General features: G+C 66.9%; 15 protein-coding genes and 3 pseudogenes. 8 read left to right on the forward strand and 10 right to left on the reverse strand.

From position 1 onward, the window contains the following. Positions 1–121 precede the first annotated feature (121 nt). The 3 genes and pseudogenes from KLK06_RS51480 to KLK06_RS62070 form a co-directional block, all read right to left on the reverse strand. A pseudogene (locus KLK06_RS51480) lies at positions 122–361 on the reverse strand (DUF2637 domain-containing protein); the annotation flags it as partial. A gap of 95 nt (positions 362–456) precedes the next feature. Next, positions 457–1455 carry a hypothetical protein gene (locus tag KLK06_RS51485; protein ID WP_214643197.1) on the reverse strand — a complete coding sequence of 333 codons (999 nt, stop codon included), beginning with the start codon at positions 1453–1455 and terminating at the stop codon, positions 457–459. 396 nt (positions 1456–1851) lie between these two features. Beyond that, the gene (locus KLK06_RS62070; protein WP_214643198.1) at positions 1852–4365 is read right to left on the reverse strand and encodes a LuxR C-terminal-related transcriptional regulator; all 2514 of its coding nucleotides are present in this window, start codon (positions 4363–4365) and stop codon (positions 1852–1854) included. Positions 4366–4388: 23 nt separating this feature from the next. Here KLK06_RS62070 and KLK06_RS51495 point away from each other — a divergent pair, with 23 nt between their 5' ends. Continuing rightward, positions 4389–5384, forward strand: a complete 996-nt coding sequence (locus KLK06_RS51495) for an NAD(P)-dependent alcohol dehydrogenase (protein ID WP_214643199.1) — start codon at positions 4389–4391, stop codon at positions 5382–5384. Here the strand turns inward: KLK06_RS51495 and KLK06_RS51500 are convergent. Next, entirely contained in the window at positions 5379–5867 is a 489-nt protein-coding gene (locus tag KLK06_RS51500; RefSeq protein ID WP_214643200.1) for a helix-turn-helix transcriptional regulator, read from the reverse strand. The two genes, KLK06_RS51495 and KLK06_RS51500, sit on opposite strands and share 6 nt — an antisense overlap. A 420-nt stretch (positions 5868–6287) precedes the next feature. Here KLK06_RS51500 and KLK06_RS51505 point away from each other — a divergent pair, with 420 nt between their 5' ends. From KLK06_RS51505 to KLK06_RS51515, 3 genes and pseudogenes are all read left to right on the forward strand, one after another. Continuing rightward, positions 6288–7277 (forward strand): zinc-binding dehydrogenase, encoded by a 990-nt coding sequence (locus KLK06_RS51505; protein WP_214643201.1) that lies wholly within the window; start codon positions 6288–6290, stop codon positions 7275–7277. Between the two features lie 128 nt (positions 7278–7405). Next, positions 7406–7615: pseudogene (locus KLK06_RS51510) on the forward strand (ATP-binding cassette domain-containing protein); the annotation flags it as partial. A 66-nt stretch (positions 7616–7681) separates the two neighbouring features. Beyond that, positions 7682–7831, forward strand: a complete 150-nt coding sequence (locus KLK06_RS51515; protein ID WP_214643312.1) for a hypothetical protein — start codon at positions 7682–7684, stop codon at positions 7829–7831. A gap of 242 nt (positions 7832–8073) precedes the next feature. Here the strand turns inward: KLK06_RS51515 and KLK06_RS51520 are convergent, their stop codons facing one another. The 4 genes from KLK06_RS51520 to KLK06_RS51535 all read right to left on the reverse strand — a co-directional run bounded on the left by KLK06_RS51520 (position 8074) and on the right by KLK06_RS51535 (position 11711). Then, positions 8074–10314 carry a hypothetical protein gene (locus tag KLK06_RS51520; RefSeq protein WP_214643202.1) on the reverse strand — a complete coding sequence of 747 codons (2241 nt, stop codon included), beginning with the start codon at positions 10312–10314 and terminating at the stop codon, positions 8074–8076. Positions 10315–10537: 223 nt separating this feature from the next. Further along, on the reverse strand, positions 10538–10705 hold the full coding sequence (locus tag KLK06_RS51525) for a hypothetical protein (protein ID WP_214643203.1): 168 nt from the start codon (positions 10703–10705) through the stop codon (positions 10538–10540). After that, entirely contained in the window at positions 10702–10854 is a 153-nt protein-coding gene (locus KLK06_RS51530) for a hypothetical protein (RefSeq protein WP_214643204.1), read from the reverse strand. The genes KLK06_RS51525 and KLK06_RS51530 overlap by 4 nt, the downstream gene beginning before the upstream one ends. A gap of 140 nt (positions 10855–10994) precedes the next feature. Continuing rightward, positions 10995–11711, reverse strand: coding sequence for a hypothetical protein (locus KLK06_RS51535; protein WP_214643205.1), 717 nt, complete (start codon positions 11709–11711; stop codon positions 10995–10997). A gap of 88 nt (positions 11712–11799) precedes the next feature. On the opposite strand from KLK06_RS51535, the pseudogene KLK06_RS62075 reads away from it, so the two are divergent. Beyond that, positions 11800–12060, forward strand: a pseudogene (locus KLK06_RS62075) (peptidoglycan-binding protein); the annotation flags it as partial. 144 nt (positions 12061–12204) lie between these two features. Here the strand turns inward: KLK06_RS62075 and KLK06_RS51545 are convergent. After that, positions 12205–12903 carry a DUF4386 domain-containing protein gene (locus KLK06_RS51545; protein ID WP_214643206.1) on the reverse strand — a complete coding sequence of 233 codons (699 nt, stop codon included), beginning with the start codon at positions 12901–12903 and terminating at the stop codon, positions 12205–12207. Positions 12904–12975: 72 nt separating this feature from the next. On the opposite strand from KLK06_RS51545, the gene KLK06_RS51550 reads away from it, so the two are divergent. Continuing rightward, positions 12976–13695, forward strand: coding sequence for a TetR/AcrR family transcriptional regulator (locus KLK06_RS51550; protein ID WP_250907363.1), 720 nt, complete (start codon positions 12976–12978; stop codon positions 13693–13695). Positions 13696–13730: 35 nt separating this feature from the next. Here the strand turns inward: KLK06_RS51550 and KLK06_RS51555 are convergent, their stop codons facing one another. Next, positions 13731–14174, reverse strand: coding sequence for an SRPBCC family protein (locus tag KLK06_RS51555; RefSeq protein ID WP_214643207.1), 444 nt, complete (start codon positions 14172–14174; stop codon positions 13731–13733). A gap of 139 nt (positions 14175–14313) precedes the next feature. Here KLK06_RS51555 and KLK06_RS51560 point away from each other — a divergent pair, with 139 nt between their 5' ends. Both KLK06_RS51560 and KLK06_RS51565 read left to right on the forward strand, forming a co-directional pair. Further along, positions 14314–15276: a DUF1838 family protein gene (locus KLK06_RS51560; protein ID WP_250907364.1), complete on the forward strand. Its 963-nt coding sequence runs from the start codon at positions 14314–14316 to the stop codon at positions 15274–15276. Between the two features lie 38 nt (positions 15277–15314). After that, the gene (locus KLK06_RS51565) at positions 15315–15890 is read left to right on the forward strand and encodes a hypothetical protein (protein WP_214643209.1); all 576 of its coding nucleotides are present in this window, start codon (positions 15315–15317) and stop codon (positions 15888–15890) included. The last annotated feature ends 26 nt before the right edge of the window (positions 15891–15916 follow it).

Genomic DNA, 15916 nt, shown 5'->3' on the forward strand with positions numbered 1-15916 from the left:
CAGCTCAGAGCCCATAGAAGTCCTGTTGTGGATCATGGGTGAGTGGCTTTGGGAGCAAGAAGTCAAGGGCGTTGCTGTACGGCACGTCGTACAGCAACGCCGTCGCATGCGATCACACGGGTGGGGCGGCTTGTTGCAGGTTGGCGGCCAGCGACAGGATGATGCCGCCGGTCAGGACGAGCACAGGCCAGGACGGCGGGCCGTGCTGGATGCGTCCGGTTCTCTTGTCGCGTTGGCGTCCGCGGGCGGCCATGACGCAGGTCAGGTCGATGCAGACGGCGATGGCCCAGGCCATCCAGCCCTGCTGGCCATTCTCGGTGGCGGTGTCGCGGATGTGGGTGAAGGAGCCTGACCCCGCGATGTGATCGACAAGCTGTCTGCCGTTCCCTACGGATCAGAGGGATAGGGTTCGCATCCTCTCGGCTGTGCGCATGCCGAAGCTGCCGCTTCCAGATGTCAACTGAAAGCAGAACTACGTTGTTTGTTCTGGGGGGTGGGGGTGCGGAAGAGGAGGGCCAGGCTTGCCAAATGCAGGAGGAGAATGACGATGCCTGTGGTTGATACCGCGGGCTGGTTCCACCAGGGTGTTTCGATCCCCGTGGCCACGTAATTGTGGAACCGGCTCGTGTCGCTGTAATGCAGGGCGGACTCCAGCAGGGCCTCTGTGTAGGGCAATCCGAAGAATCCAGCGATCAAGCCGGCCCATGCCCGTGCGCGCCCGTGGCTGAGTAGCAGGATCAGGCCGCCCACCACGACAGCGATGGCCGGGATCGCAAGGTACTTGACGTGGACCTGCATGTCGAGGAGAAAGGCGCTGGGGAGGAGGTCTGGTTCGCCGCGCTCGTTGATCAGACCGGCCAGGCAGCCGACATAGTTCACTGCGGCGTAGATCAGGAGCAAGGCCGGGGTGAGCAACATCAGCACGGTTGCCTGGCGGGACGGGCTCGCCCACAGGGGTGGGGATTCCTGCTCGACGGGTTGCTTCTGATGCCTGGTCAACCATGACACTCCGTGGCTGCTGGTCAGCAGGACGAGGCCCTGTACTTGGGCGACTGTGCCGGCAACGAGCAGGGCGCCGCGGAGGGGGGAGTACCAACCGGGCTGACTCAGATCGATGACGTGCGTCAGTTCCCCGCCGTCGGGCACGATAAAGAAGGAGGACGGCTGCTTGAGGAATATCCAGAGCATGGCCACGTAGATGGCGGTCAGTCCGGCGGCCACCGCGAGGAGGAGCGTGGGCCGGCGTGTTCCACGCCATACCTTCCATGCGGTCACGCCGAACGCGGCGGAGGCCACCGCGGTGAGTATTCCCAGCCCGAGTAGCTGGTCGCGGATGTCCGTGCTGGACTGGCTTGCCGCTGAGTGCCACATCGCTGCCGAGATCTCCCGCTGGTCCTCGTAGTACGGCAGGGTGAGTGAGCTCTGCGCGTGGGCGAGCAGCGTGATCAGTGCCATCACGGTTCCGGCCGGGGCCGGGGAAAGGATCAAGGCGATCGCGATTTTGATCCTTCGTGGGGGAGCCTCCATGTGATCTTCGACGTGACGTGCTCACCCGGCGTTCCTCCCGTAATGGATCGCCACCCATTCCACCAACCCTTCAGCGGGCGTGCGAGGCAAGGCGCTGAGTTCTTGCGGCGCGTTCAACCACGCCCTGGCCTCTGCCGTACAGCACACAGGTACAGCAACGCCCCCTCGCACAGGCTCCTCGCTCCGTACTCGTGACCAGGGCGCGGCGACCCTTCGGCCACTGCTCTGCCGCTGACTCGTAAGGAAGAGTTATGGGGCTTGAGTTCCCAAGGCGGCTCCCAACTCGTGGTGATCGCGCATCTCCCTCCTCGGGAGGCGATCGGATTAGCTGCCTGGGGTCGTCTTTGGCCTTTCGGACGATGCCATCCAGGCGGCAATCTGAGTGCGCGACTTGAACCCGAGCTTGTTCAGAATATGGCGAACATGGCTGTCCACGGTGTGCTCGGAAATGAAAAGCCGGGCCCCGATCTGCTTGTTGCTCAGGCCGTCCGCGACCAGTCGCGCGACCTCTGCCTCGCGCTTCCCGAGTGGTGCCACGTCGGCGGAGGCGGAGGCGGGGACCTGGGGCGATTCGCCGAGTGCCAGCCTGATGGCGGCGGCTCGGCTCAAGTGTTTTCCCGACTCGAATTCGGACTCGAACCTGGAGGGCCCGAGTTCCGCCGCCGCCGATTGTTCGGCCCGGGTGACGAGTGGGAGGAGAAAGGGCAGGATGTCCGCGCCCGCGCCTGTGCGCACGGTTTCCGCCGCGCCCAGCAGTCGGGCCGCCAGTCGCGCCTCGCCTGAGCCGGCGGCATGGCAGCCTAAGGCGTCGAGCAGGCAATACTGCGCCACCCGGTCGTCGATCCGCTGGGCGATTCGCAGCGCCTCTGTGAACAGGGGCTTGGATTCGCCGAGATCGCCGGCCATCAGCATGGCGGAGCCGTGGTTGAACAGCATCATGTCGAGGCTGTAGAGGTCGCCGATTTCCCGGCTGATCCGTACGCCTTGTGACGACGCGGATCTCACGCTGTCGAGATCGCCGTCGAACAGTCCGTTGAGTGACTGGGCCTGCAGCGACATGAGCGTGGCCGGGAGGTCGTCGCAGGCCGCGCGGGCCTCGCCGAGCAGGCGCTTGGCGGATGCGCGATCACCGGCCATGTTCGCGGCCATCGAGGCCAGAGCGAGCGACTGTGACAGCAGACTCGGCTCCCGGGCCGCCGCCACCGCCTTTTCGAGCGCCGTTCCGGCGGTTACCGGATCGGACTGCAGCACGGCCAGGAATCCGCGCATGAAGTGTCCCTGCGCATCGCCGCCTCCGGACGCGATCAGCTCGTCGAGCCACCGAATGCCTTCGTTGGTCGCCCGCGTCATCCAGTACCAGCCGAGGGAGACGGCGAGGGCGGTTCCGCCGGAGAAATCCTCCTGGTCGAGGGATCGGCGGAGGACCGATCGGACGTTGTCGATCTCCAGGTTCATCCAGTCGAGCCATTCGACAAGCTGAAATCGGGCCTCGGCCGTGGAACGCTGGCACCTTGTTCTGTAGTAGTCGGCGAATCGCCGTTCGACGGCCTCTTGCTCACCGGCTGCCCGCAGCTTGAGAACGGCGTATTCGCGCATCGTCTCGTGCAGCCGATAGCAGGCGAGATCTCCGGCGTCCTCCTTCGTCACCAGGGATTTGTCGACGAGCGACGACAGAAGGTCCAACGCATCCGCGGAGTCGCAGACGTACTCGATGTCTTCCAGCGTGAACCTGCCCGCGAACACGCACAACCGCCGCAACAACCTCTGCTCGCCCGCCGCCAGCAGGTCGTGGCTCCAATCGATGGTCGTACGCAATGTCTGATGGCGTGGCAGCGCGGCCCGGCCACCCCCGACGAGCAGCCCGAACCGGTCGGTCAGGCGATCGAGGATCTGCCCGGCGGTGAGGACCCGGGTCCTGACGGCTGCCAGTTCGATCGCCAGGGGCAGGCCGTCGAGCCGGCGGCACAGATCGACCACGGCCGCCTGGTTCGCCGCGGTCAGCTCGAACGCGCCCGATCCCGCCGCGGCACGTTCCACGAACAGCGCGACCGCCTCGTTCTGCCGGAGCCGTGCGAGAGCCGTGTGAGGCACGGGCAGTTCGAGCGGCGGCACGGGGACCACGTGCTCGCCGGGCGCCGACAGCGGCTCGCGGCTGGTGACCATCACCCGCACGCCCGGCGCGGCCTTCAGCACCTCTGTCACGAGCCGGGCGGCCGCTTCGACCAGGTGCTCACAGTTGTCCACCACCAGCAGCAGCTTCTTGTCGCGCAGGTAGGACAGCAGCCGGGCCAAGGGCTCGGTCGCCGCCTGGTCCCGCAAGTCCAGGGTCGTCAGCACGGCGTCGCCGACCCGGGCCGGATCCCGTACCTCGGCCAGCTCCACCAGCCACGCCCCGTCCGGGAACCCGCGGCCGAGATCGGCCGCCATCCTGATCGCCAGGCGCGTCTTGCCGACCCCGCCCGGCCCGACGAGGCTGACCAGGCGCGCCTCGGTGAGTTTTCTCCTGACGTCTGCCAGCTCGTGGCGGCGGCCCACGAAGCTGGTCGCTTCGGCCGGCAGATTGCCCGAGGGGCGCGGCGGTCTGGCCATGATTGACCTGGACACTACTACCGAATCACGAATCTCCGGGATATTGGCGGTCCGGCCCCGCTGCCTACCGTGACGAGCATGTCCGAGGAGCCGGCGATGCAGCGCGTCGAGGTCAGCTTCGTCGGCGCACCGCCCGTACGGCAGGTGGCGCGCGCGTCGGGAGTCAGTGACGTGCGGGTCGATGGCACGGTCCTGCGCTGTTGCGTCTGCGGCAGCTTCCAGCCGTTCCTCGAGGCGCTGCGCGGCCACGAGGTCATCACCCTGGAGACATCATGAAGGCAATCCGCTTCAATCGGTATGGTTCGCCCGATGTCCTGAGCTTGGAGGACGTCGACATGCCCGCTGTCGGCGATGACGACGTGCTGGTCAGGGTGAGGGCGGCCGCCGTCAGCCCGCTCGACGTCCGCACCATGACGGGCACGCCGTACTTCATGCGCCTGATGTGCGGTCTGCCCCGGCCCAAGGCCATCGGTCTGGGCGGCGAGTTGGCGGGCTGCGTCGAGGCCGTGGGCGGGAACGTCACCAGGTTCCGGCCGGGAGACGAGGTCTACGGCGGCCGTGGCATGGTGCCCACCGCGCGCAGTGCGGCGTTCGCCGAGTACGCCAGCCTCCCCCAGGACGGGATGGTGGCCAAGAAGCCGGCCAACCTCTCCTTCGAGGAGGCGGCGGCCATGCCGGTGTCGGCGCTCAGCGCCATTCAGGCATTGCGCGACAAGGGCCGCATCCTGCCTGGGCACAAGGTGCTCGTCAACGGAGCAGGGGGAGGCGTGGGTACGTTCACGGTGCAGCTCGCCAAGGCGTACGACGCCGAGGTGACCGGCGTGTGCGGCACCCACAACGTGGACATGGTCCGCTCGATCGGCGCCGACCACGTCGTGGACTACACCCGCGACGACATCACCAGGACGGGACGCTGCTACGACCTGATGATCGACATAGCCGGCAACCATCCTCTGCCCGTGATCAGGCGGCTGCTCGCCCCGAACGGCGTGCTCGTGGCCGTCGGCGGGCCGCTCAAGGGGATGTGGATCCGTCCCTTGCTCGGTCCGCTCAAGCTGCTCGTGCTCTCCCCGCTGATCAGTCAGCGGCTGGCGCCGATGGTGGCGAAGGCGAGCGGCGACGATCTCGACCTGCTGCGCCGGCAGGCCGAAGCCGGGAAGATCACTCCGGTCATCGACCGGACGTACGCGCTCAGCGCCGTCCCGGACGCCCTCCGCTACCTCGACAAGGGACACGCTCGGGGCAAGGTGGTCATCACCGTCTCATAGGCGCTGGTGACCGGATCGGTAGCGGCCCGGGGTGGTGCCGATGATGTTGGTGAAGGCTGAGATGAAGCTGCTGGGATTCGCCCAGCCGCAGGCGTGGGCGACGTGGGTCGCGTCGTGGCCGTCGGCGAGAAGGATGAGTGCGTGATAAATGCGTAGTTGTGTGCGCCATTCATAGAAGGTCATGCCGAGCTCGTTGTGGAACAGCCGGCTGAGAGTGCGGGCGCTGGCTCCGATCGCCCGCCCGAGTTCGGCCAATGAGGTGTTGTCTCCGGGCTGCTCGTACATCATCTGGGCAATGGCCTGCAACCGGTCATCGTGCGGTTCCGGCAGTTGCAGTGGCTGCTCGCGTGCTTCGTGGAGTTCGTCGACGAGGACCCGACGGAGGCGAGCGCTCCTGGCCCGGTCGTGGTCGCTCGCGGCGCGGTCGTAGTTGCGTGGGCCCGTGAGGGCGAGCACGATTTCGCGGGCGAGGTCGGAGACCATGAACACGGCAGGATGGCCGGGTATGAGCCGGGCCAGGGACGCCGGTAGGAAGAGGATTCGCATATCGGTCTGGCTGTGAGCGCGGTGGTAGTGCGTGAACCCGGCGGGGGTCCATGCGACTCGATTGGCCGGCACGATCGATGTGCCACGTTCGGTGTGCACGGACAGGACGCCATGGGCCGCGTACACCAGATGTCCACGTGAATGGCAGTCCACCGGGCTGGTTCCGCCCGATGGCCATAGATGTACGCCTCCGGACGGCCATAGATGTGACGTCGGACCGGATCGGGCAACTTGGCGGCCAACGGGCATAACTTGGCATTCTACCGGTGGCCGGTCACAGCCCTTTTTCGCGACAGTGGATGCGTGCGCGATGAGATCTTCGGTGTCGCGACAACCCATGTTGCCGAGGGGTGCGAGATGAGTATGACCATGCGAGCGGCGGTCTGTGTCAGGCCGGGTGGCCCGGAGGTGCTGGAGATCCGTGAGCTGCCGGTACCGGCGGTTCGGGAGGGCTGGAGCCTGGTGCAGGTGAAGGGCGCGGGCTTGAACCGGTCGGAGCTGAGGACCCGCCAGGGGCATTCCCCGAACGTGACGTTCCCGCGTGTGCTCGGCATCGAATGTGTGGGAATCGTGGCAGCCTCGACCGATCCCAAGGTGCCGGACGGGACGACCGTCGCGGCGGTGATGGGTGAGATGGGCCGGGAGTTCGACGGCGGCTATGCGGAGTACGCCTTGCTGCCGAACTCGCTGTTGATGCCGGTCACCACCACGTTGCCCTGGGACGTCTTGGCCGCGCTGCCTGAGACGTACCTGACCGCGCAGGGCTCGCTGGACGCGTTGGGGGTCGTGCCGGGTGGCCAGGGGCGGTTGCTGATCCGTGGCGGGACGTCGTCGGTGGGGATGGCGGCCGCGTCGATCGCGGCCGGCTACGGTGTCGAGACCGCGGCCACGACCCGGCGGCAAGACAAGGCCGACGCGTTGACCGCGGCCGGCGTCGACCACGTGCTCGTCGACGCCGGGGGACCGCTGACGGCGAGCTTGCAGGCGGTCTGGCCCGAGGGTCCGGACCATGTTCTGGATCTCGTCGGGGCGCGTACGGCGGTGGACTCGCTGCACCTGGTCCGTCGTGGCGGGACGGTGTGCGTGGCGGGCTCCCTCAGCGGATGGATGATCCCGGACTTCGAGCCGATAGCGATGATCCCGTCCGGAACCAAGCTCACCGCTTTCCACAGCGACGACTTCAAGGGCAGCGCGGGCACGAACGTACTGCAGCGGATCGTCCACGAGGTCGAGGCCGGCGTCTATCGACCCAACATCGACCGTGTCTTCGGCCTGGACGACATCGTTGCGGCCCACCGGTACATGGAGAACGACCAGGCCACCGGGAAGCTCGTCGTGGTGCCCTAGGTGACTCGTCTACAACCGCAGACCGCGAAGCCGGCCCCACCTCCCTTCCGCGAACTGCGTGCCGAGTCGGTCACCTTCGTCTACCCGGGGTCGTCCACGCCAGCGCTAAAGGACGTTATGCCGTCCACGAGGCCGCGCGCCTGGCCGACGCCGACGACTTCCTGTCCCGCCTCCCCGAAGGCTACGAGACGATCCTGGGCAAGGAGTTCATGGGCGGGACCGATCTGTCGATCGGCCAATGGCAGCGCGTGGCTCTGGCCCGCGCCTTCTTCCGCGACGCCCCGTTCATCGTCCTCGACGAGCCCACGGCCGCCCTGGACGCCCGCGCGGAACACTAGCTGTTCCAGCGCATTCACCATCTGTTCCGGGACCGCACGGTACTGCTGATCTCCCATCGCTTCTCGATGGTCCGCTCGGCCGACCACATCTACTTCCTGCACAAGGGTGAGATGGACGAACATGGCACCCACGAGGAACTCATGACCTCCCAAAGCCGCTACGCCGAACTCTTCACCCTCCAAGCGGCGTCGTATCTGGACCCGGATGGAGCGTGACCTTGACGCTGCGGACGGCGCGGCCTCTAGCGACCTGCTCGACGAACGCGACCGGACGCTTCTGAAGATCGTTCGGGGACGTTGTAAACAGAAGGTCAGGGGTTCGATTCCCCTCGTCGGCTCGCAGTTCAGAGGCCCTCTCGGATGATCCGGGAGAGCCTTTTGCGATCTTGTACAGCTGACCAGGTGCTCGTGACCTATCGCCGATCCCGGCCGTGCCGCAATCCGGGGTCGACGGGCAGCTACGCCGGTCGGGCGAGCCTAGCGAAGGAGAGCACGACGACGGTCGACAGGAGCCAGCCCAGCAGGCTGGCCACGTTCAGGAGCGTCGAGGTCAGCTCTCCCGCCGTACTGCGCGTCTCGGGGTACCAGGTGGCGCGCTGGCCGAGCGAGATGAGCGGGATGACGGTGTCCACCGTGTAGAAGACGAGGTCGAAGCAGCGAACCTGGCCGTCACCGCATGGCCCCGGCAGCGCCGCGTGCCGGGCCGTTGTGGCAGTGGTGTCCGCTGTCGGCGTCGTTTCGTCAACGGTGATCAGGCGGCCGTCCACCGCGTACACGTTGCCGCGCGGGTCGGTGGCCCGCAGCGTCTGCTGCGCGGCGGGAGTCGACATCATGACGCCGACCAGGGCGAGCAGGGCTCCCAGTAACCACAGCGTGCGGCCCGGGCGGTAGCCGTAGCCGACCGTGAGCCCGTACAGGATGTCGCGGAGGTCGCGGAGCAGGCGCTGTGGTGTGCGGCCGTCCGGCGGCTGCGCTTTTCTGGCCTGCTTGCGCTGCTCGATGAGGAGCCGCTCGGCCTCTGCCGGGTGACCGTGCTGGCGGAACACCCTGGCCGCCTGCTCGTACGGGCCCGCATCGAAGGGGATCATGCCGTACAGCCAATCTCGGCGGGCCCGCCAGTCCCAGGAGCCGTCGAACCGGTCGTACATGAAGCCGGCGATCGACGAGCGCCGCGGCCACCTCGCTGGGTCATCTGCGAGCACGGTGGTGACAGCCCCCGTCAGGTCCACCGAGTCCGGGACGGTCGCCCAGCGCAGGTGCATGCCACCGCGTACGGTGGCCGACACCGCGGTGATCGCCCCGAAGGTGCCGCCCTCGCAGTCGAGCCGCCCCTCCACGACGGACCGGTTCAGCGATACACGGCCGTCGGCGGTGAACTCCTTGGAGAGCAGGATCGACCCTCTGACCGCTATTCGCTGCAGCGAGAGCGCCTCGCCGCCAGGGTGGTGCAGCCTGGCATGATGGGCGTCCAGGACGCCGCCGACTGTCGCGGAGTGGAACCTCACCCGGCCGCCCGTGGTCTCCATGCCGCGCAGGTTCACCGTCCCGTCGACTGTCACGCCCTGCGCGCTGATGACCGTGTCGCCCTCCGGGCAGCTCCAGCGGGTGCCCTGCAGGGTGAGGCCGCCCTTAATGTGCGCTCCCACCAACCGCAGCGTGCCCTGTACGGTCACCCCTTCTTCGAAGATGAGGTTGGAACGGAGTTCGGCGTTGGTCAGGTCGAGGGCGCGACCCCTGTCTGCGGCGAACTCACTGCCCTCGCGGATCAGGATGGTGCTGAACGAGCCCATGGACAGGTCCACACCGCCACCGATCCGGCATTCGCCTTCCATACTGAGGTCCCCGCCCACGAAGAGCCCGGGGGCGCTGACCGCGGAGCCGGCGCTGCGAAGGCTGGAATATCCGGCGCCCACGACCCTCCCGGTAGGCTCGAAGTCGGCGTTGCGGATGAGGAACTGCCCGGAGATCCTGGCATTACCCAGATCAAGCCGCCCGCCGATCATGGGGCGACGGCCCGTCTGGTCGTCGATGATGAAGACGCTGCCGCCGATCTGGGCGTCGCCCAAATCCAGCGCCACCCCGCGGTCGGGCCGCGTCAGGCGGGCGCCCGTGAGGTCCAATGAGCCCGCCACGTCGGCTCCGAGGAGTCGCATCCCGCCGCGTGCCTCGAACCCATGCAGCAGCCGGATCGTCCCGCCGACCCTCATCCGGTCGGCCTGAACGGCACGCATCTCGGCGTCGATGACCGTGTCCAGGCAGAGCAGGCGCCCGCCGATCTCCGACTCACATAGCCACACCGCCGCGCTGCACGAGGTGCTGGCCGAGGTCCACAGGCCGCCGTTGATGCGGGACCGGGACAGGTCGAGGTCACGGCGTACGCGCAGGCCGTTGGCGAGGATGCCGGAAATCGTGCAGCCGTCCAGCACCAGCAGGTGCATCTCGGCGCCTTCGAGGTTGAGGGGGCGGTCGAACGCGCAATTGACGAAGCGTAGGGGGAAGGGGACCTGCATACCACTCAGATCAAGGTCGCCTTCGATCCTGGCGCCCTCGATGGCCAGCCCGCGAGAGTCGAGGTCCTCGGGGTTCCGGCGGCACAACTCGCGCAGCAGGCGGCTGGCCACGATGAGTTCTTGGCCGTCCCGCGGGCGGACGACTTCGCCGGCAGCGCCGGCCTGGAACAAGGTGGCCTCATCAAGCATGAGATCACATTAGAAGTACGCAATGCGTATTGCGCCCTGCTTCTGACTTTGTCGACGAGAGACGGATCTGGCTGAAAGTTCACGGTCTTGAGTTGGAGTTGGTGGGCTTCTTCGAGTCGGTCCCGCCGCTCCGCTACGCGCCGTCCGTGCCATCCGCGACACGTATGGAGCCGCGGTCTGTCGGCACAGGCGAACGGCCTGGGAGGTTGGTGCAGCACCCCTATCAGCTGGCCTCGTCGAGGAGGTGCTGGAATGCCTCGTGTACGCGCACCGCCTTCTGAAGGTCTTTCACCGTCCAGTCGCCGTCGAAGTTCGTGGCGAACAGCAGCCGCGTGTCGTCGTCGAACAGCACCCACCGCGCGTCGTGCAGGGTTCCGATGCGCGCGCTCATCTCTGTCTCTTCTCCTCGAATCCCGGCTGCTGGAAGATGTCCCGGATCTGCTGCCCGTGACCGGGCTCAACGTTGAAGAAGAGGGTGAACTCGTTCGTCCGGCGGTACTTCAAGCCCGGGCGAGCCGGCTTTCCTGTATTCGTGGTCATGGTTGCTTCCCTTTCTGGGCCGGGGCCGTCAGGCCGTTGGCGGTGACACGAGTCTCCGGTGCGCTGTGGCTCGACCGGCGGCTCACGTGTCGAGTTCGGCGAGCCAGTTCAGCGCCCGGATGCCGGGCATGAACAGGTATTCACCTCCCCTGGTGACCGCGAAGCGCGGAAGTTCCCGCAGTCGCCGGCGGACGGGGCGCTGGGGGATCGTGAACATCCCGGTGGCGTCGTTGTCCCCGATGACAGGGTTCTTCTCGGTGCCGAGGGCGACGAAGTCCCCGTCGTTCGTCCGCCAACTGTCCTTCCGGAAGCATGGGACCGTAGGTGGCACCGCGGCGCAGGGCGCGGTGCAGCTTGATGTCCACGAACGTGTTCGACAGGGCATCACGCGGGTTCATGCGGCGGATGTGGGAGCCGAGCGGGCAGCGCAGGCCGCGGGGGTCCTCCTGTTGGTAGGCGAAGTCGTTCGCGCGCTGCGGATCCGCCGCGAGGCCGGGATTGTCGTGCTCGGGAGCCAGTACGAGAGGCGCCCCGCTGCGCCAGCGGCCGACCATCTTCGCCGCGAGAAGCTCCTCCTCCTCGGATGAGGAGGCGTTGTCCTTGAGGTAGCGGCGGAAGGCGGCCACCCGCATGTGCAGCTTGCGGAAGGCCACATAGGTGCCGTTACGGCCGAGAATGTCGGGTTTGGGCATCGGCCCGACCCGCCCGAGTTCGTTGACGTACCCGAGAAGGAACTCACCGGCCCTGATGGTCGGACCGAATCCCGGCAGGTAGCCGTAGTGGTCGCCACCCGCCTGCTTCCGCAGGATGCTGGCCACCCCGGCGCCTTCGATGTCGGGCTCGCCGATGCCGTCCACGAACCCCAGATGAGTGCGGCCGGTGGGCCTAGACGTCCACGCTGTGCGGGCGGTGGCCGGTGCCGCACCTCGACGAGACTCCGGCCTGGTGTCAACAGGTCGTATCGACATTTTCCAGAACGAGGTAAATCGTCAGCTTCCCCAGAATACCGCTGAGGGTGCGCATCGCCATTCCCCGGCACCATCAAAAAAACCGCAGCAGGGCGAAGCCGTAAAGAAATGGCAGCAGCGGATGCAGGACCGCGGCTGGCCCATCACGGTCGACGGGAGCTACGGGCCACAGAGCGAAGAAATCTGCCGCGAATTCCAGAAAGAGCATGCTTTCGTGGCCGACGGTATCGTCGGGCGGAACACCTGGACCAATACCTGGGTAGAGACAATCTGCACCCGCCTTCCGCAAGCCGGAGCGAAAATCCTTGGTTCATGCCAGAGCGGCCCTTCACCGGTGAGACACGGTGAAGGGCCGCTCTCGTCGATACCCTCCGCATCCTCTTCAGGCGGCGTCCGTCGGTGCGGGCTGCGCCGCTTTCGCGTGGCCGGTCTCCGGCCTGGCGGGAAACCCCTTCACGATGAGCAGGATCCCCAGGGCGACCTCGAAAAGACCGCCGGGGATCGACGTCGTCAGGGCGATCTTGTAGCCGAGGAGTTCGGCGATCGTGCCGGCCATGAAGAGCGCGTACCCGCCCAGCCCCCACACCGCCAGGAACGCGGGCACCAGCCGCTCGCGCAGCATCGCGCGGCAGAACACCACCATGGCGGCGCAGACCGCGAGCATCCCGAAGTGGAAGGCGTAGTAGTTCCCCTGCTCGGCGACCCGCGCCAGCGCGGGGAAGACCGAGGCGCGGCCGCTGGCCGCGTACTCCTGGGCGAGCGGTATCAGCAGCAGCAGGAACAGGATCCCGACGGCCAGCACCACCACCTCGATTGTCCTGATTGTCAGGTACGCGGTGACGGCGAACGGGCGGCGCGTCCTCAGCAGGTTGAAGATCAATAAGCCGTTGACGATGTCGAAGACGGAGTTGGCCAGCATCAGCAGGGCTCCCGCCGACAGCGTCGTCTTGGCGGCGAGAACACCGGACAGCATGTCGGCGCTGTCCGAGGCGGCTTCGACCAGCGCGCCGCCCGCGAGGTAGACGACGAACGCGAGCAGGTAGCAGGCGCCCACGATCCGGCCGATGGTACGTGCTGACATGGCCTTTCCCTTCTGTCGAAGCTTTCGTACTTAGTATTTTCGTACTTAGTACGGGAAGATAACGTACTAAGTATGAAAGTGCTAGAGTCTCGAAGCGAGATGTCAGAGCCGAAGAGCAAGAGAGCCACGCCGCGCGTGCCGCTCACCCGGGAGCGGGTGCTGCGGGCGGCCATCGACGTCGCCGACGCGGGCGGGATCGGTTCGCTGACGATCCGCTCGCTCACCCAGGCGCTCGGCGTCAAGCCGATGTCGGTCTACTACCACGTCGCCAACAAGGACGAGATCCTCGACGGCATCGTCGATCTCGTCTCCAGTGAGATCGACCTGCCGTCTCCCGACGGCGACTGGCGCGCGGAGATGCGGCGGCGGGCCGATTCGACCCGGCGCGTGCTCAGAGGCCACCCTTGGGCCATCGGCCTGCTCGAGTCGCGAGCCACCCCCGGCCCCTCGACGCTGCGGCACCTCGACGCGACCATCGCCACGCTGCGCGCGGCCGGCTTCTCGGTGCCGCTGACCGCGCACGCGCAGACCCTGCTCGACAGCTACACCTACGGCTTCGCGCTGCAGGAGGCCTCGTTGCCCTTCAAAGGCCCGGACTCAGCGGCCGAGGTGACCGAGTCCATCATGGAGCAGTTCGCCGACGGCGCTTATCCGCACCTCGTGGAGATGGCGACCGAGCACGTCCTCCGGCCCGGTTACGACTTCGGCGACGAGTTCGAGTTCGGCCTCAACGTGATCCTCGACGCCCTCGCGCGATCACTCCCCGGCGACGGCGGCCGGCCGTCTTCCTGACCGGCTCGTCGTTGACTTGGCCTGGGCGGACACTGTCAGCCCACGCCAGACAACCGTTGTGCCAGGATCCGAGCGCGGGCGAGCTGGACATTGCGCGCCTGACCTGCGGCGAACCCGGCCAGGAGCCACGGGGCCGTCAGGTCGAGCCGGTCGCTCACCCGGGTGCCGGTGCCGTCCGGCTCCAGGTCGAAGCGGTAGGCCATGCGAATGCGTCCCGGGCTCCGCACCTCGCCGTAGAGGGACAGGGCCTCGGTGTGGAGGGCCACTTTGATCGGATTGTCGTACGTGAAGATCCGGAGAAATCGGAAACGCTCGACGGCCGTGTACCGGATCACGCCGGGCTCCGAGCGGTCCACATCGCTGACGGCGACCACGAGGGGGGACAGGCCGATGTAGCTCTCCGGAGCCGTGAGGTGCTCGAACACCTTCTCCGGTGCGGCGTCCACGTGGAATTCGTGGGTCAGCACGCTGTTCGACACCCGGCCTCCCGTACCTGCGGTCCCCGCCGAGCATACGGGCCTGGTTGAGGCCGGGTCTCGGCAACTGAAATGATCAGCGTGGTCTCTGTCGCCCCTCTGTATCGCAGGAGCACTCTTGTTCAAGCGCCGTGGTTTGACCTTGTCCGCAGCCCTCGCCGCGCTGTTGGTGTGCGTCGCCGTCCCCGGCGCGGCGGCGGGCGAGCAGGCGGATGATCCGACATATCCGGGGCCGGTCTACAAGACGGTTACGGACAAGAGCGGGCTGCTGTCCTTGCAGACCAATGGGCGGCCTGACGGGCGGGACATGGTCTTCCGGATTTCGGGAGCCGTGTACGCCAACATCGAGGGCAACGCCTACGACCCGCAGCTTCGCCATGGCCAGAAACTGTTCAACGTCGAGGGCTACAACATCCGGCGGCTGTATCGGGTGCCCGGCACCACGCAGCTCTATCAGCTCTCCCGCGAGATCGTGTTCTACACCGACCCCGCCGACCCCACGAAGATCCTGCGGGAATGGAAGAACCCGATTGACCTCCGGACTTACCCGGTCGTTCCTATCAACAACGACGCGGTGAACTTCGGCCCGTTCAACGTCACCTCCGCCTATGTCGGCCCGCCCCTGCGGCAGATGTACGACGAGACGGAGTGGACCAGCGACATCCCGGTTCGCACGGACTTCAAGCTCGCGTTGGGCGAGTCGTTCGGCCTGGTGAAGGGCGTCTACGCGGCCCAGGAGATGTTCGACTTCTACGTCGACGCCCGCGAGGTCGAGGCCCGCACGGCCGCGGGCAGCGTCCCCAACGGCGCGATGAAGACCAAGATCAGCTGGGCCAGGACGAGCCCGTGGGCGCCGTTCATGTGCCTGCCGGAGACCGACGTCCGCGGGCAGCTCACCTACCACGCCCGTAGCTGGTCGCTGCAGTCCTACGAGGACATCGAGCCGTGGCTGCGTGCGGAGGTCGACGCCTCCTACCCGCTCTTCAAAGCCGCTCCCACCGCGCCCGGTTCGAGCGAGAACTCCTGGACCTCCTTCTACAACAAGCAGTTGGGCAAGGGTGCCACCACGTGGGCCGACTGGTGCGCCGCCAATGGAAAGGCCTGAGGCCGAACTTCTCCGACATTCCTCGCATCAGATTGGTCATGAACTCACGCGTCGACCACAAGAGCAGCCGCAGACTCCGTAGCTGGGCGGGGACCGTCGCCATCGCGACCGCGCTGGCGCCGTTCCTCGTCATGGGCACCGCCACCGCGGACAGCACGGCCGCCGCCCTCGAAGAGACCGGTCAGATCGCGGACGGGTTCGACTGGGCGCCCGTGGTGGAGCGGGCGCTGCACTGCCTCAAGCCGCGGCCGGGCGACACCTGGTATGTCGTGCGCGCCCGCGTCGCCGCTGTCGGCGACCTCACGGGTGACGGAAAGCCCGAGACTGTGGTCGTGTCGTCCTGCCCGAGCCCGACGTCGGGCAACCCCGTCATCTCCTTCGTCTACGACGGCGCCGCCAAGCGCTCAGCTCCTCGCCTGATCGGCGCGTTGGGCAAGAACCGCTACTTCAAGTCCCAGACCGTCGCCATCCGGAAGGGGCAGGTACACCTGCGCGGCAAGGTGGTCAGCGGCCGGGCCGCCAATTGCTGCCCCGATCTGATCGTCCGCCAGACGTACAAGTGGAACGGCACGAAGTTCCTCAGGACGTCTGAGAAATCGACCCACATCTCGTGAGCTGATCTCTGACCGCATGAAATCTC

The organism is Nonomuraea sp. NEAU-A123 (assembly GCF_018603905.1).
Taxonomy (GTDB): Bacteria; Actinomycetota; Actinomycetes; order Streptosporangiales; family Streptosporangiaceae; genus Nonomuraea.

Bases quoted from the DNA above. Each gene is read 5' to 3' on its own strand.
- KLK06_RS51545 (WP_214643206.1), bottom strand. From the start codon at position 12,903: ATGTCAGCACGTACCATCGGCCGGATCGTGGGCGCCTGCTACCTGCTC.
- KLK06_RS51565 (WP_214643209.1), top strand. From the start codon at position 15,315: ATGAACTCACGCGTCGACCACAAGAGCAGCCGCAGACTCCGTAGCTGG.
- KLK06_RS51515 (WP_214643312.1), top strand. From the start codon at position 7,682: ATGGTCCGCTCGGCCGACCACATCTACTTCCTGCACAAGGGTGAGATG.
- KLK06_RS51525 (WP_214643203.1), bottom strand. From the start codon at position 10,705: ATGAGCGCGCGCATCGGAACCCTGCACGACGCGCGGTGGGTGCTGTTC.
- KLK06_RS51500 (WP_214643200.1), bottom strand. From the start codon at position 5,867: ATGGTCTCCGACCTCGCCCGCGAAATCGTGCTCGCCCTCACGGGCCCA.
- KLK06_RS51505 (WP_214643201.1), top strand. From the start codon at position 6,288: ATGAGTATGACCATGCGAGCGGCGGTCTGTGTCAGGCCGGGTGGCCCG.
- KLK06_RS51520 (WP_214643202.1), bottom strand. From the start codon at position 10,314: ATGCTTGATGAGGCCACCTTGTTCCAGGCCGGCGCTGCCGGCGAAGTC.
- KLK06_RS51530 (WP_214643204.1), bottom strand. From the start codon at position 10,854: ATGACCACGAATACAGGAAAGCCGGCTCGCCCGGGCTTGAAGTACCGC.
- KLK06_RS51485 (WP_214643197.1), bottom strand. From the start codon at position 1,455: ATGGCACTGATCACGCTGCTCGCCCACGCGCAGAGCTCACTCACCCTG.
- KLK06_RS51550 (WP_250907363.1), top strand. From the start codon at position 12,976: ATGAAAGTGCTAGAGTCTCGAAGCGAGATGTCAGAGCCGAAGAGCAAG.
- KLK06_RS51495 (WP_214643199.1), top strand. From the start codon at position 4,389: ATGAAGGCAATCCGCTTCAATCGGTATGGTTCGCCCGATGTCCTGAGC.